The organism is Duganella sp. Root1480D1 (assembly GCF_001427305.1).
GTDB lineage: Bacteria > Pseudomonadota > Gammaproteobacteria > Burkholderiales > Burkholderiaceae_D > Rugamonas.
This window is the reverse complement of sequence record NZ_LMFZ01000034.1, coordinates 379,092-394,872: the sequence shown is the minus strand read 5'-3', so window position 1 is coordinate 394,872 and position 15,781 is coordinate 379,092. Positions and strand designations below refer to the sequence as shown.

The following is a 15,781-nucleotide window of genomic DNA, read 5'->3' as shown; positions in this document are numbered from 1 at the left end:
AACCAAACCATGTTCCTTTCCAATTTCAGTATCAAGCGCCCCGTCGCCATGATCGTGCTGATCGTGGCAATGATGGCCATGGGCCTGCTGGCCCTGTCCAAGCTGCGCGTCAACCAGAATCCCGACGTCGAGATTCCGCTGTTGATCGTCAACATCCCGTATCCGGGCGCTTCGCCGGAAACGGTCGAACGCGAGGTGGTCAACCGCCTGGAAAAGTCGCTGCAATCGATCGCCGGCGTGACCGACCTGTACTCGACCTCGCGCGAGGGCAGTGCCACCATCGAAATGCGCTTCACGTTCCAGAAGAACCTGATCGAAGCGTCCGACGAGGTGCGCAACGCCATCGCTTCGGTGCGCTACAAGCTGCCGACCGAGATGCGCGAGCCGATGATCCAGCGTATCGACACCTCGGCCGACCCGATCATGCAGATGTCGCTGTCGTCCAAGACCCAGTCGCACGCCGTGCTGTCGCGCCTGGCCGAAGACAAGCTGGCTGACCGCTACCGCGCGCTGGATGGCGTGGCGGTGGTCAACGTCAACGGCTCGCTGCGCCGCGAACTGTCGGTGCTGCTGCGCGCCGACAAGCTGCGCGAGTTCAATGTCTCGGTAGCCGAAGTGGCCAATGCGGTGCGCATGCAGAACACCAATGCCCCGGTAGGCAAGGTGCGCGGCGACCTGGAAGAGAAGGCGATCCGCCTGGTGGGCCGCATCGAGCGTCCGGAAGAATTCAAGGACATCGTGGTCAAGCGCAATGGCGACCAGCTGGTGCGCCTGGGCCAGGTCGCCACCATTGAAGACGGCTTTGCCGAAATCAATAACGTCAGCCTGCGCTCGGGCAAGCCGAACGTCGGCCTGGCCGTGATCCGCGCCCGCGACGCTTCCACCGTATCGGTGGCCAAGGCAGTACGCAAGCTGACCGACGAGATCAACAAGGAGTTCAAGGACGAAGGCCAGGGCACCTCGCTGGAAGTCACGCGCGACGGCGGCGAAGACGCGCAGGATTCCCTGAACAACGTGATCGAGGCGCTGGTGTTCGGCGCCGTGCTGACCATTTTCGTGGTGTACGCCTTCCTCAATTCCTGGCGCTCCACCCTGATCACCGCGCTGTCGCTGCCAACGTCGGTGGTGGCGGCCTTCATCGCGGTCTGGCTGTGCGGCTTTACCCTGAATTTCATGACCCTGCTCGGCCTGTCGCTAGCGATCGGCGTGCTGATCGACGATGCGATCGTGGTGCGTGAAAACATCGTGCGCCATATGCAGAACGGTTCCGATCGCCGCAAGGCAGCGCTGGAAGGCACGGCCGAAATCGGCCTGGCCGTGGCGGCAACCACTTTCTCCATCATGGCCGTGTTCATCCCGGTCGCCTTCATGGGCGGCATGCCGGGCGAATGGTTCCGTCCATTCGCGCTGACCGTGACCTGTTCGGTGGCTGTTTCGCTGTTCATTTCCTTTACGCTGGACCCGATGCTGTCGGCTTACTGGGGCGATCCGCCTGATCACCACAGCGCGCCGAAGAAGGGCATCGGCAAGGTGCTCGACAAGTTCAATCACTGGTTCGACCACCAGGCCGATCGCTACGGCAAGGTGATTGCCTGGGCGCTGCACCACCGCCGCTGGATGGCAGTGATTGCGGTGGCAACCTTTGTTGGCGCGCTGTTCTTGCAGGGTACCCTGGGCGGCTCGAGCTTCCTGCCTAAAGTGGACTTCGGCACAATCGCCATCGACGTGCGCACGCCATCCTCGTCCAGCCTCGATTACACCAAGACCAAGATGGACAAGGCTGCGCAGATCGCCCACACCATCAAGGAAGTGAAGGCGACCAGCACCTACGTCAACCTGTCGGGCGGCCGTATCTGGGTCGACATCGGCAAGCGCAAGGAGCGCAAGCGCGACGCCACCGAAATCGGCATGGAACTGCGCCAGAAGCTGGCCGGCCTGGTGGGCGGCGAGTTCGTGGTGCTGGAAGACATCAACAACGGCGCCCGCAAGCCGGTGCAGATCGACTTCGTCGGCCCGGATTCGCGCAAGCTGATGGAGATCACCAACCAGTACATGGAGAAGCTGCGCCAGGTCAAAGGTGCGGTCGACGTCGGCCTGTCCGAACAGGATCCGAAAGACGAGCTGCAGATTGAGCTGAACCGAGGCCTGGCCAACTCGATGGGCATTTCCGCCGGCGATGCGGCGCAATCCCTGCGCGTCGCCTTCGCCGGTATCGAAGTGGGCGATTGGGTCGATCCGACCGGCGAGACCCGCGACGTGGCAGTACGCCTGCATCCGGAAGATCGCGTCAGCCCCGATAACATCGAGCGCCTGCCAATCGCCGTGACCGGCACCAACCAGATGGTGCCGCTGGACCAGATTGCCAAGATCACGATGGGCAAGGGCCCGGCCACCATCCGCCACAAGAACGGCAAGCGCATGGTGTCGGTCTCGGCCAACGTGGAAGGGCGTTCGAACGGCGAGGTGATCGAGGAAGCCCGCAAGCTGGCAACGCAAATGGACTACCCGCCGGGCTTCGGCATGGACGTGGGCGGCTCCGGCAAGGACCAGGCGGAAGTGTTCGGCGCGATGGGCATTGCCCTGGTGTCCGGCATTGGCCTGATGTACCTGGTGTTGGTGATGCAGTTCGGCTCCTTTACGGCGCCGGGCGCGGTGATGCTGTCCTTGCCGCTGTCCCTGATCGGCGTGGTGGTCGGCCTGCTGCTAACTGGGGGCACGCTGAACCTGATGAGCTTTATCGGGGTGATCATGCTGATGGGCCTGGTGGCCAAGAACGCCATCCTGCTGCTTGATGCGGCGCGCAAGCGCGAAGAAGAGGGCTACGGTCGCGAAGATGCGCTGATGTATGCCGGCCGCATGCGCCTGCGCCCGATCCTGATGACGACCTTCGCGCTGATCGCGGGCATGATGCCAGTGGCCATCGGCATGGGCGATGGCGGTGAGTTCTACCGCCCGATGGCGGTGGCCATTATCGGCGGCACCATCACTTCCACCCTGCTGACCCTGCTGGTGGTGCCGACCTTCTACGACAGCATCGAAATCACCCGCGACAGCATGGTGGCCAAGTTCAAGTTGCGCGCGGAACGCTGGAACACTGCCGTGGCCTTCGTGCTCACTTTCGTGGAAGCGATCCTGGCGCTGCTCTTCGTGCGCCTGGTGTACCGCTTGCTCAAGAAGCTGTTCGTCCTGGCCACCGGCCGTGGCCGCCAGGCGAACATGGCCTGACCTGCCGGCAGGACCAAGGAAGGGCCCCCGGGCCCTTTTTTGATACATCACAAATTAACAAAAAGTTAATCAATGTTTTTATCTAACTTCAGTGTGAAACGGCCGGTCGCGATGATCGTGCTGATCGTGGCAATGATGGCGATGGGTTTGCTGGCCCTGTCCAAATTGCGCGTCAACCAGAACCCGGACGTCGAAGTCCCGGCCCTGTTCATCAACATTCCTTATCCCGGCGCTTCGCCGGAAACGGTGGAACGCGAGGTAGTCAACCGCCTGGAAAAGTCGCTGCAGTCGATTACCGGCGTGACCCAGATTGAAACGGAAGCGCGCGAAGGCGTGGCGACCTTCGAAATCGAGTTCAGCTTCGACAAGAACCTGATCGAAGCGTCCGACGAGGTACGCAACGCCATCGCCGCGGTACGCTACAAGCTGCCGACCGAGATGCGCGAGCCGATGATCCAGCGCTTCGACACCAGCCAGGAGCCGGTGATGCAACTGGCGCTGTCGTCCACCAAGCAGTCGCACGCCGCCATCTCGCGCCTGGCCGAAGACAAGCTGGCCGACCGCTTCCGTGCGCTCGATGGCGTGGCGGTGGTCAACGTCAACGGTGCGCTGCGCCGCGAACTGTCGGTGCTGTTGCGCGCCGAGAAGCTGCGTGAATACAATGTGTCGGTGTCGGATGTGGCCAACGCCCTGCGCATGCAGAACACCAATGCGCCGGTGGGCAAGGTGCGCGGCACTTTGGAAGAATCGGCGATCCGCCTGGTGGGCCGCATCGAGCGTCCGGAAGAATTCAAGGACGTGGTGGTCAAGCGCAATGGCGATATGCTGGTGCGCCTGGGCCAGGTGGCGACCATCGAGGACGGTTTTGCCGAGGTCAATAACGTCAGCCTGCGGTCCAGCAAGGACAATGTGGGCCTGTTCGTGATCCGCGCGCGCGACGCGTCGGCTGTTTCGGTAGCCAAGAAAATCCGCACGCTGGTGGATACCATCAACAAGGAGCTGGCGGCCGAAGGGCAGGGCAGCAAGCTGGAAATTACCCGCGACGGCGGTGAACAGGCCCAGCGTTCGCTGAACAACGTGGTCGAAGCACTGGTGTTCGGCGCCGTGCTGACCATTTTCGTGGTGTACGCCTTCCTCAATTCCTGGCGCTCCACCCTGATCACCGCGCTGTCGCTGCCGACCTCCGTGATCGCGGCCTTCATCGCGGTGTGGCTGTGCGGTTTCACCCTGAACTTCATGACCCTGCTCGGCCTGTCGCTGGCGATCGGCGTGCTGATCGACGATGCGATCGTGGTGCGTGAAAACATCGTGCGCCATATGCAGAACGGTTCCGACCGCCGCAGCGCGGCCCTGAACGGCACGGCCGAAATCGGCCTGGCCGTGGCAGCGACCACCTTCTCCATCATGGCGGTGTTCATTCCTGTCGCCTTCATGGGCGGCATGGCCGGCCAGTGGTTCCGTCCCTTCGCACTGACCGTGACCTGCTCGGTGGCGGTGTCGCTGTTCATTTCCTTCACGCTGGACCCGATGCTGTCGGCCTTCTGGGGCGACCCGCCGGACCATCACACGGCGCCGAAGAAGGGCATTGGCAAGGCGCTCGACAATTTCAACCACTGGTTCGACCACCAGGCCGACCGTTACGGCAAGGTGATCGCCTGGGCGCTGCACCACCGCCGCTGGATGGCCGTGATCGCCTTTGCCACCTTCGTTGGCGCCATCGTGCTGCAGGCCACCATGGGCGGCACGAGCTTCCTGCCGAAGCAGGATATCGGCTTGATCAAGGTGGAAGTGCGCACGCCGTCTTCCTCCAGCCTGGCCTTTACCCGCAGCAAAATGAGCAAGGTCTCCGAGATCGCGCTTGGCATCAAGGACGTCAAGGCCACCAATGTGAATGTCAACCTGGCCGGCGGCTCGATTTATGTGGATATCGGCAAGCGCAGTGAACGCAAGCGCAATGCCCAGGATATCGGCAGCGAGTTGCGCCAGAAGCTGGCGGGCATGGTGGGCGGCGAGTTCACCGTGATCGACGACTTCTCCAACAATGGCCGCAAGCCGGTGCAGATCGACTTTATCGGTCCCGATTCGCGCAAGCTGATGGAACTGACCAGCCAGTTCATGGAAAGGCTGCGCCAGGTCAACGGCGCGGTGGATGTGGGCCTGTCGGAACAGGATCCGAAGTCCGAACTGCAAATCGAACTGAACCGCGGCCTGGCCAATTCGATGGGCATTTCGGCCGGCGATGCAGCCACCTCGCTGCGCGTGGCCTTTGCCGGCATCGAGGTGGGCGACTGGGTTGACCCGACCGGCGAAACCCGTGACGTGGCAGTGCGCCTGCATCCGCTGGACCGCCTGAGCCCGGAAAACATCGAACGCTTGCCGATCAGCGTGCCGGGCACCGGCCAGATGGTGCCGCTGGACCAGATCGCCAAGATCACGATGGGCAAGGGGCCGGCTGCCATCCGTCACCTGAACGGCATGCGTACCATTTCCGTCACCGCCAACGTGGAAGGCCGTTCGGCTGGCGAAGTGAACAAGGATGCCCAGAAGATCGCCAAGGAAATGAACTTCCCGCCGGGCTTCGGCATGGATGTGGGCGGCGCCGGCAAGGACCAGAATGAAGTGTTCGGCGCCATGGGCATTGCCCTGCTGGCGGGCATCGGCTTGATGTACCTGGTGCTGGTGATGCAGTTCGGCTCCTTCACGGCGCCGGGCGCGGTGATGCTGTCGCTGCCGCTGTCCCTGATCGGCGTGGTGCTGGGCCTGCTGTTCACCCACAACACGCTGAACCTGATGTCGCTGATCGGGGTGATCATGCTGATGGGCCTGGTCGCCAAGAATGCGATCCTGCTGCTCGACGCCGCCCGCAAGCAGGAAGAAGAGGGCGTCAGCCGCGAAGATGCGCTGATGAACGCCGGCCGCATGCGCCTGCGCCCGATCCTGATGACGACCTTTGCCCTGATTGCCGGCATGATGCCGGTGGCCATCGGCTGGGGCGATGGCGGCCAGTTCTATGCGCCGATGGCGGTGGCGATCATTGGCGGTACGGTCACGTCCACGCTGCTCACTTTGCTGGTCGTGCCGACTTTCTACGACAGCATCGAGATTGCCAAGGACCGCATGATTGCCAAGTTCCACCGCCGCGACGAGCGCTGGGGTGCGGCAGCAGCTTTCCTGCTGACGTTCGTGGAAGCGATCCTGGCCTTGCTGTTTGTCCGCCTGGCATTCCGCCTTGTTGTGAAGCTGTTCTCGCTTGTAACCAGAAAGCAACAAAGAGGGATGGCCTGATCCCCTGGGAAAGAGGGCCTGCGGGCCCTGTTTTCTTAAACTATTTTCAATCAAAAAGCACCGTCGTACTGTTTTAGTGTAGACTTCGGTGCCCTTGCGCATTTTCTAATCGCGCAAGGTTAAACATATATCAATAACGAACAGCCGAGACCTACCTTGAACCCAAAATACCTCTCCCTGATGATTGCTGCAGCGCTGTCGGCTGCCGCAATGAACGCTAACGCATCCGGTTACCGCTTCGGTTCCCAGTCGGTGTCCGGCCAAGGCACTGCGGATTCCAATACCGCTGAAGCTGCCGACGCTTCCACCATTTTCGCCAACCCAGCCGGCCTGTCCCGTCTGGAAGGCACCCAATTCTCCGGCGGCATCACCGCCGTGGTACCGCATTCGAGCTACGAAGACCAGGGTTCGAAGCGCTTCACCGGCACCCCGGCTGGCGGCACTGCCACCCAGGACGACTACGCGCCGAACGCGGTCGCTGCACCATCCCTGTACATCTCCCACAAGCTGAACGACCAGTGGGCCCTGGGCTTTGGTACCTTCGTGCCTTACGGCGCAAAGCTGGACTATGACAACAACTGGACCGGCCGCTACGCGCTGACCAAGATCGACCTGAAGTCGGTCACCCTGAACCCATCCGTCTCCTTCAAGCTGAACGAGCGCCACTCCTTCGGCTTCGGTATCGATGCCGAGTTCATGAAGGCCAAGCTGGGCCAGGGCGTTGACGTGCCTGGTTCCATCATCTTCCTGAACGCCAACGCAGCGAACCCAGCGATTGCCGCGCGCCGCGCTGCGCTGCTGCAAGCAATCGTCGCCAAAGGCGGCAACCCGGCAGCCCTGGCAGCCGTCAAAGACGCGCATGCCACCATGGACGGCAAGGATTGGGGCGTAGGCTTCAACCTGGGCTACATGTTCAACCTGACCCAGGACACCCGCTTCGGCCTGTCCTACCGTTCGTCGATCCATCACAAGCTGAAGGGCGACGCAGTATGGGACTTCTCCGGCGTGACCACCGATCCAGTCGTGAACGCGGTGCTGCAAGCTTCCTCGCGCAAGACCAACTCGCCAGCGCTGGTTGACATCAAGACCCCGGAAACCCTGTCGGCCAACGTGTTCTCCCAGATCGACGACAAGCTGGCTCTGATGGCTGACCTGACCTGGTCGCGTCACTCCCGCATGGAAAACCTGAACATTCAGTTCGTGGGCACCGGCGAAGGCGACGAAGTGATCCGCCAGCAATGGAAAAACACCATGCGCGCATCGCTGGGCATGAACTACAAGCTGAACGACGCGTGGCTGCTGCGCGCCGGTGTGGCAATCGACGAGTCCCCAGTGGACAAGGCATCCCTGCGCCACGCAGCACTGCCTGATTCGGACCGCAAGCAGATCTCCTTCGGTGCAAACTGGAAGGTGTCGGCCAACTCCTCGATCGACCTGGCATACAGCTTCCTGAAGTTCGATGATGCATCGACCTCTTACCAGAACCAGTGCAGCCCACTGGCCGCGGCAGGCACCTGCACCGGCAACGGCGAAACCACCATCGGCACCTGGAAGACCCACATGTCGCTGGTTGGCCTGTCGTACAACTACAAGTTCTAATCCTTCCCGGATGAACCGAGAAGCCGGCGCTTGCGCCGGCTTTTTTCATTTGGGCGCGGCTTGCATCCATTGGCGGTATTGAAAATTCCTGATGACAGTGTCCGACTGCTGCCGCACAGGCCTTCGGCAAGTGCGGCTGGCATCTGGCGGCCCGGATGGTTTCGGAAGGGGCGTGGTCCTTGTCCGCCCTATTTTCCTCCATAGCGGCCTTGGCGATGCGGTTCGGAATTACAGCCCCGTTGGGCAGTGTCAATGATGCGAAAGGATTCATCGTGGAGTCACGTGAGTTGCGATGGCTCCACCTTAGGATTAAAGTTCACTTGAAGGTCAAGCATTTATTCTGGCCGTTGACCTTCAAGCGGGCTTTAAGCTTATAGTAATGGCATGAGCCATGGATGGGCGCTATGAAAATTGGGGAACTGGCCAGGCATGCCGGCCTTGCTGCGTCGGCGATTCGCTTCTACGAATCGAAAGGGCTGCTGAAGGTCGGTAGCCGGCAGTCGAACGGCTATCGTGAATATCGCAAGCGTCCGGCATAACGAATCATGGCTCTTAAATTCGTCATAGGCTTGTTGTTCCTGTTTTCCGCTTACTTCCATTGGTTCGCGATCGAGAATTCGGCGTTCGTCTGGATGGACCTTGCTGCGCTGCCTATGCTGTGCGGTATCGGTTTGGTGTTGGGCCGTCGTTGGGCGAGTTATCTTTGGTATTTGATGGCGGCCGGCGTCAGCGCCTGGTGGCTGGTCACCATTGCCGGCATGGCGTTAAGCGGGTGGCCGGCGAGTGACGTTACAGAAACCGTAGTCTCCTTGATACCCGGGCTTCTCCTTTTGGCGGTTGCCATTGGCGGCAGTGTCGCGGTGCGAAGAGCTTATTTGCGGAGTGCCACATAGGGAGCGCGGAATGAGAGCAGAAGATCGCTTGAAGTACCTCAAAGTCTCGCTGCTGGTCTTTGGCGCTACTTTCCTTTTCGCCGTATATCCGCTTACCGTTCTCTGGCCCGCCGGGTGGGCGTGGCATCACGGGCGCTCGGAATATCTCGAAATGATCATTGCCATCTACGCGACCTTAGGCATATTCCTTCTGCTTGCGGCCAGGGACCCGGAGCGGCACACCAGCCTTATTGCATTCACCATCTGGTCCAGCATTGTTCATGGAGCAGTCATGGCGGTGCAGGCCATGGGCAATCCAATGCATGCAGGCCACCTGGCTGGCGACGTTCCTGCCCTGTTCATCGTTGCTGCCGTCCTGGGGTGGCTATGTCCTCGAGCCCTCAGGGCCCCGTTTGGCAATTAAGAACGCTGCGTTGTGTCGCTGTCGAAGTGGAGCATGTGCTCGACATGCACTTTGAATTCCCCATTCAGGCTTGCGAGTTCCGAGCGCAATTCGCGCGCCGAGTCGTCACCGATGCCTTTGACGGTAATACAGTGCTCGTAGCAGCCTGCCCGCCGCGAAATGACCCATTTCTCGATTTGGGCGTTGGAGTTTTTTAGTGTCGTTTCCAACTGGCCGGCAACCGGCTCATTCGTTCCCAGCGAAAGATGGAACGTATGGGTCATGCGGAATTGGTTGCGCCATACGCTGGTGTCGATGGACGGGGCGTGGGAGGTATGTGTTGTCATGGTCTCTCCTGAGAGCTTGGCCCGATTCGGAGCAAACCATGTCGCGCCCGCTTCGTTGCCGTTAATAGGCCGCATCGCCGTATTGGCTTCCACCTTGCCCGGGTGAGGCAGGTTGGCGTCGGAAAATCCGACTCTTGATGCTAATTAGCTGATAACAAAGTTCGTTGAACGAATTTCGTTATACAGAACATGTGTTCAATATAGCGGAATTTTTTGGAGTCAGCAACAGGTCGATCAAATGATGGCCAAGTCGTCAACATTGCAGTTTGGACTTGAGCCGATGGAGCCAGTTGACCTTCTTTGGCTGGAGGTGATCGCAGCAAACTGGATTATTGCCCAGGCGTTCGATGATCCGTGGATCGTCCCCACCATAACGGAGGGCATCCACGCAGCACACTTCGATTGCCTGGCAGGCGTGTTCGATTTCCTCAGGCGTAGTTGGCTGCCGCAAAAAGTACGTGTCAGAGTTGTCGTCGTTGAGTTCGGCGAGAAGTTCAGGCGCCAGGCTTTCAGGGGCGCCGCAGGACAGACATTCACCAGTTGTATAAAACGACCCTGGCGCGTTCTTTTTGAAGCGTTGACTCATATTTTTCTCAACGTGTTAGATGCGGAGATAGGTCCGCCAGTGAGCAGAACCTGAGCGATCATTGATTTGCGGGCAGTACGGCAGTGGACCAAGGCGCAATGACGCTCCATCCAAGTCGAGTGTAAAGAGCGCGGCCGTCCTCGGTCGCTACCAGCAGCCGTTCGTTCACATCGGCTTGGACTGCGAGGCGGTCCAGCGAGTGCATGACGACACTGCCCAAGCCGCGGCGCCGATGGGATTCTGCCGTTTCGATCTGGTCGAATATGGCGGTCCGGCCGTGCAGCACAATGCGCCCTGATGCGGCAAGTTCTCCGCTTTCGTGAATCACGCGCACGACCTGTGCGCCGTGCTCTGCTTCGAACCTGGTGTGATATCCATGGGGAATCGTCACTTCGCTTAACGCTTGCCGGGGTCCCATCATGAGGTAGCCGGGGCTTTCAACATTCCAGCGCACGGGCAGCGCCTGCCGCAACACATGAGGCGCAACGGCCGCTTTGAGGAATATGCAAGGGGCGTGAATGCGGTCGGCGCAGGCTTGAAGCGCTTGCCCTGCATCGAGAAAAACGTGGCGTCGCAATTGCTCCGGCTTCCCGACTTCAACGACAAGGCCTCCGTCCAACGGAAGCGGCAAAGGCACACCGCGCGATAAACTCCAGCCAGTGAGCCAGCGTTCGATAAGTGCGAGATCTACAGTTTTCAACCTTGGTACTCCATTCACGTTACATTCTCGAACACAGTGGTTCTATGGGTTTTTCAGCTTCCAGCCGCCGTCGCAGTCGATGATGCTGCCGGTGATGAAGGTGTTGGTCGTGACAAACATGATGGCGCTGGCCAAGTCTTCGGGTTTGCCAACGCGGCCGACCGGGACTTCGCTGGCGAGCTTTTCAAACAGTTCGGCCTTCGCTGCCTCGGGAACGCGCGACCACCAGGGCGTGTCGACAACCCCGGGCACAACGGCGTTGACGCGCGTGGGGCGCAACTCCGATGCGAGGATGGGCACCATGGCTTCCAGCGCCGCGTTAATGGCGGCCAGGCCCGCGGTGCCTGGCTTCAGCGCGCGCGAGGAGATAGCGCCGACGAAGGTGATCGATCCTCCCGGCCTGAGCGTTGCCAATGCAGCCTTGGCGCAGGCGACCTGCGGCCAGAACTTTCCTTCGAAGCCCTTTCGCAGCTCACCGATATCAAGCTCACGGAAATTTCCGGCGCCGGATGCGCCGGAGACGCTTAGTACCAGGTGATCGAATTCGCCGTGTTCGGCAAAGAAGCGCTGCACCGATTCAGGATCGCTGGCGTCGATTTGGGCCGTGGCGGCGCCGGCTGCCTGTGCATCGGGAAATTTCCCCATATCGCGGCCGGCGGCCAGCACCGAATGTCCCGCCTCAACGGCCATCGTGGCGGCAGCCAGGCCAATCCCGGAGGTTCCGCCAATGATGATGTATCTCATGCCTGCTCCAAGTGATGTTTTTACCAACACGGCGCACGAGTGTAGCAGGGGCGGGAAGATCTTGCTTTTGTAGTGCAATTACATCGCCGTGATTGCAATGTAGTTGAGTAAACACCAGCTAAGGCGCAGAATCGATTCGCTACCAAGTAGCAAAAATACATAAATCAAGAATAGGGAGACATTAATGAAAGTTCGCCGTACCCTCCGGGTGGCGATGCTGGGCTGCGCATTGCTCGGCAGCCCAGTCGTCCAAGCTGCCATCAATGCCAATAGCCTCGGCGCCGCCTACGACGCCACCAAATCCAGCGTCAACTTCAAGATTTACTCGAGCCGCGCCACCCGTATCGACCTGTACCTGTACAGCGCCGCCACCGGCCAACAGGAAAAAGCCAGCTTGCCGATGACCCTTGGCAGCGGCGGGATCTGGAGCCTGAATGTCACCAGCAGCCAATTGGCCAGCTACGGCATCAGCGGCATGGTCTATTACGGCTACCGCGCCTGGGGACCGAACTGGCCATACAACGCGGGGTGGACCAAAGGTTCGTCGACCGGTTTCATTGCCGATGTCGATGCCAACGGCAACCGCTTCAACCCCAACAAGCTGCTGACCGACCCTTACGCGCTGGAGATCAGCCACGACCCAACCACTGCCACCATGAGCAACGGTACGATCTACGCCAGTGGTGCCCTGTACCGCAATATCGACAGCGGCAGCAGTGCGCCCAAAGGCATCGTGCTGCAAGGGGATACCCAGTCGATCGGCACCAAGCCGACCCGCGCATTCAAGGACGACATCGTGTACGAAGCCCATGTGCGGGGGCTGACCAGGAACGACAGCAGCATTGCGGCTTCCTATCGCGGCACCTACAAGGGCGCCGGCCTGAAAGCGCCATACCTGGCAAGCCTTGGCGTGACCGCAGTCGAATTCCTGCCGGTACAGGAAACCCAGAACGACACCAACGATGCGGACCCGAATTCCAACACTGGAGACAATTACTGGGGCTACATGACCCTGAACTATTTTGCGCCGGACCGCCGCTACAGCTACGACCAGGTAGCAGGGGGCCCGACCCGCGAGTTCAAGGAAATGGTCAAAGCCTTCCACGACAACGGCATCAAGGTGTACATCGACGTGGTCTACAACCACACGGGCGAGGGCGGCCAATGGAATGCCGGCGACAAGACCACTTACAACATCTACGGCATGCGCGGGCTGGATAACCCGACCTACTACTCGCTGACCAGCGATTTCCAGAATTCCTGGGACAACACCGGCGTAGGCGGCAACTACAACACCCGCAACACCGTGGCACAGAACCTGATCGTCGATTCGCTGGCCTACTGGCGCGACAAACTGGGCGTGGACGGCTTCCGCTACGACCTGGCTTCGGTGCTGGGCAACACCTGCCAGCACGGTTGCTACAACTTCGACAAAATGGACAGCGGCAATGCGCTGAACCGCATCGTGGCTGAATTGCCGCCACGCGCCGCCACCGGCGGCAGCGGTGTTGACCATATCGCCGAGCCTTGGGCGATCGGCGGCAATTCTTACCAGGTCGGCGGCTTCCCGACTGGCTGGGCCGAGTGGAACGGCATCTATCGCGACGTCATCCGGCAGGACCAGAACAAGATGGGGCAGGTGGCCATCACTCCGGGCACCCTGGCGACGCGCTTTTCAGGCTCCAGCGACTTGTACGGCGACGATGGGCGCAAGCCATGGCACTCGGTGAACTTCATCACCGCCCACGATGGCTTCACGCTGAAGGACCTGTATAGCTGCAATGCGAAGAACAACAGCCAGGCCTGGCCTTATGGCCCAAGCGATGGCGGCGAAGACAATAACAATAGCTGGGACCAGGGCGGCATAGCGAGCGATCAGCGCAAGGCGGCGCGCAACGGCATGGCGCTGATGTTGTTGTCGGGCGGCGTGCCGATGATGGTGGGCGGCGACGAGTCGCTGCGCAGCATCAACTGCAACAACAATCCCTACAACCTGGATTCCGCCGCCACGTGGCAGAACTGGAGCTGGAATTCGGACCAGTCCAACTTCCAGTCCTTCAGTAAAGGACTGGTCGCCTTCCGCAAAGCGCATCCCGCGCTGCGGCCGGCGAACTTCTACTCATCGACAGACGGCAACGGCAACGTGATGGAGCAACTGCGCTGGTTCAAGCCCGACGGAGCAGTGGCCGATGCGGCTTACTTCAACGACAGCAATAACCACGCGATTGCCTGGCGCGTCGACGGCAGCGAGTTTGGCGACAGCGCCTCGGCCATCTACGTTGCCTACAACGGCTGGAGCGGCAGTGTGAACTTCACGCTGCCTTGGCCCGGCACTGGCAAGAGCTGGTACCGCGTGACCGACACCTGCACCTGGGCCGAAGGCGCCGGCCAGGTTCGTGCCGCTGGCGCTGAAGACGTCATCGGCGGCGAAAACTATGTCTATGGTGTCTGCGGCCGTGGCCTGCTGCTGCTGATTGCGAAGTAGAATAGTCGGCGTCGCCAGCCAGGTGGCGCCGAATCTTCTTGAGTGAGGGTTTTCTAATGAACCGCCGCGAATACTTGGGCCTTGTTGGAACGTTTGCCATGACGCCGCTTGCCTCAGCGTTCGCCGAGGCGCTGCCGTCCAGCTATGAGGCGGCGCTGGCTGCCTATCCCGACTTCAATGGCACCGTCGTCGTGGGCCGCGGTTCTTCCATTTTGTTCGGCAGGGCGATTGGCGTGGCCGATCCGCAATCGCAGGCTCCGATGGCGTTGGGCACGCGTTTCGAGACGGGATCGGTGTCGAAATGGGTTGCCTCGATGGTTGTGATGAAAATGGTCGACCAGGGCATCCTCCGGCTGGACGAGCCGATCAAGCAGTATCTGCCCGGTTACCGCGCGGACAATGGCGCCCGGCTGACGCTGCGCCATCTGATGTATCATTCAAGCGGCGTGCCCAATGACTTGATCGCGGCCAGGAAGGCCGATCCCGCCGTGGCGCATACCGAGCTCGAACAAATGGACGCGGTGCAGCGCTATGCCAGCGGCGACTTGCGTTTCACGCCGGGCTCCGCCTGGGACTATTCCCATTCGAACTGGCTGATTGTGAAAGCGATTGCCGAGCGCATGGGGCGCCGACCCTACCGCGACGTGGTTGCGGCCTGGTTACTGGAACCTTTGGGCCTGCGCGACAGCGGCCTTTTCAACGGTGAGTCGAGTGCAGTGCCAGGTATGGCGCTGGCTTACTCAGGCCCGGTCACCGCATGGCAACGCAAAGTGAACGCCGTACCGGATTATATGGCCATGGCGGGAGGCTTCTACAGCAGCGCGCCCGACATGCTGCGGCTGATGGATGGCGTACTCAGTGGCAGTATCCTGACACCGGCCTCTCGGGCGGCGCTGATGAAAGTGCAGATGCCCGACCAGCGCTACGCGCTTGGCGGTCGAACACGCGTGGAATCGATCGCAGGCCAGCCACGCGAGGCAGCCTGGGAGGATGGCTCGAATGGCGGTTTTCGCCTGGTTGCGCGGCGTGTGCTGGCAGACGGTATCACCGTCATCATTTTCAATAACAGCAGCTTCGACCATCAAAAGCTTGGCACCCTGGCAAGCGGATTGATGGACGCAGCCTATGCCAGATCTGGATAAAACGCCGACGTTGTGACGTCGGCGTTGTATCAGCGGCCGGGTTGCTGACCGGTGGGCGGGGTTGAGGTGCCGGGCGTATTGGCGGGGTTATCGGCGGGTGTTGCCCCAGTGGCGGGAGCTGTTGGCTGGGTGCCTTGCGTGGCGGCGCTACCACCGCTGGCGCCACTGGTTGAATTGCCGGCACCGGCCGCAGGTGGGCTAGCGAGCGCGGCCGCAGGCGTTGCTGCGGTACCGGTGCCGCCCGTATCCGGGGTGGTTTTGGTCCCGATGCCTGTCGGCGGATTGGCCGGGCTTTCGGCGTTTTTCCTGTTGCAGGCCGGGAGTGAGGTTGCAAGCAGGGTGGCCAGTATCAGGGCACCTGCGTGGCGGAAGGTCGGCATGGCATGGCCTCCG

Annotated in this window: 12 protein-coding genes, 1 pseudogene and 1 riboswitch; of the genes and pseudogenes, 8 read left to right on the top strand and 5 right to left on the bottom strand. The window is 60.8% G+C overall.

What is annotated here, in order from left to right; genetic code table 11:
• The first annotated feature begins 9 nt into the window (after positions 1-9).
• From ASD58_RS22760 to ASD58_RS22735, 6 genes and pseudogenes are all read left to right on the top strand, one after another.
• Positions 10-3,225 (top strand): efflux RND transporter permease subunit, encoded by a 3,216-nt coding sequence (locus ASD58_RS22760; protein ID WP_057263490.1) that lies wholly within the window; start codon positions 10-12, stop codon positions 3,223-3,225.
• Positions 3,226-3,297: 72 nt separating this feature from the next.
• Entirely contained in the window at positions 3,298-6,510 is a 3,213-nt protein-coding gene (locus ASD58_RS22755; RefSeq protein WP_057263489.1) for an efflux RND transporter permease subunit, read from the top strand.
• Between the two features lie 156 nt (positions 6,511-6,666).
• Positions 6,667-8,109 carry an OmpP1/FadL family transporter gene (locus tag ASD58_RS22750; RefSeq protein WP_156401433.1) on the top strand — a complete coding sequence of 481 codons (1,443 nt, stop codon included), beginning with the start codon at positions 6,667-6,669 and terminating at the stop codon, positions 8,107-8,109.
• A 404-nt stretch (positions 8,110-8,513) separates the two neighbouring features.
• Positions 8,514-8,630, top strand: a pseudogene (locus ASD58_RS30765) (MerR family DNA-binding transcriptional regulator); the annotation flags it as partial.
• A gap of 24 nt (positions 8,631-8,654) precedes the next feature.
• Complete coding sequence (locus tag ASD58_RS22740; RefSeq protein ID WP_057263486.1) at positions 8,655-9,002, top strand: hypothetical protein; 348 nt, start codon at positions 8,655-8,657, stop codon at positions 9,000-9,002.
• 10 nt (positions 9,003-9,012) lie between these two features.
• Positions 9,013-9,405 carry a DUF6632 domain-containing protein gene (locus ASD58_RS22735; RefSeq protein ID WP_156401432.1) on the top strand — a complete coding sequence of 131 codons (393 nt, stop codon included), beginning with the start codon at positions 9,013-9,015 and terminating at the stop codon, positions 9,403-9,405.
• Here ASD58_RS22735 and ASD58_RS22730 read toward each other — a convergent pair.
• From ASD58_RS22730 to ASD58_RS22715, 4 genes are all read right to left on the bottom strand, one after another.
• Positions 9,402-9,731, bottom strand: a complete 330-nt coding sequence (locus tag ASD58_RS22730; protein WP_057263484.1) for a hypothetical protein — start codon at positions 9,729-9,731, stop codon at positions 9,402-9,404. The two genes, ASD58_RS22735 and ASD58_RS22730, sit on opposite strands and share 4 nt — an antisense overlap.
• 41 nt (positions 9,732-9,772) lie before the next feature.
• Positions 9,773-9,877, bottom strand: a riboswitch (SAM-I-IV-variant riboswitch).
• A 107-nt stretch (positions 9,878-9,984) separates the two neighbouring features.
• Positions 9,985-10,317, bottom strand: coding sequence for a ferredoxin (locus ASD58_RS32915; protein WP_082565616.1), 333 nt, complete (start codon positions 10,315-10,317; stop codon positions 9,985-9,987).
• Positions 10,318-10,375: 58 nt separating this feature from the next.
• Positions 10,376-11,017 carry a GNAT family N-acetyltransferase gene (locus ASD58_RS22720; RefSeq protein ID WP_156401431.1) on the bottom strand — a complete coding sequence of 214 codons (642 nt, stop codon included), beginning with the start codon at positions 11,015-11,017 and terminating at the stop codon, positions 10,376-10,378.
• A 42-nt stretch (positions 11,018-11,059) separates the two neighbouring features.
• Positions 11,060-11,761 (bottom strand): SDR family oxidoreductase, encoded by a 702-nt coding sequence (locus tag ASD58_RS22715; RefSeq protein ID WP_057263481.1) that lies wholly within the window; start codon positions 11,759-11,761, stop codon positions 11,060-11,062.
• A 184-nt stretch (positions 11,762-11,945) separates the two neighbouring features.
• Here ASD58_RS22715 and ASD58_RS22710 point away from each other — a divergent pair, with 184 nt between their 5' ends.
• Positions 11,946-14,246, top strand: coding sequence for an isoamylase (locus ASD58_RS22710; RefSeq protein ID WP_057263480.1), 2,301 nt, complete (start codon positions 11,946-11,948; stop codon positions 14,244-14,246).
• A gap of 56 nt (positions 14,247-14,302) precedes the next feature.
• Entirely contained in the window at positions 14,303-15,388 is a 1,086-nt protein-coding gene (locus ASD58_RS22705) for a serine hydrolase (RefSeq protein ID WP_082565615.1), read from the top strand.
• 29 nt (positions 15,389-15,417) lie between these two features.
• Here ASD58_RS22705 and ASD58_RS31460 read toward each other — a convergent pair whose 3' ends face one another.
• The gene (locus ASD58_RS31460) at positions 15,418-15,768 is read right to left on the bottom strand and encodes a hypothetical protein (RefSeq protein ID WP_156401430.1); all 351 of its coding nucleotides are present in this window, start codon (positions 15,766-15,768) and stop codon (positions 15,418-15,420) included.
• Positions 15,769-15,781: the final 13 nt, after the last annotated feature.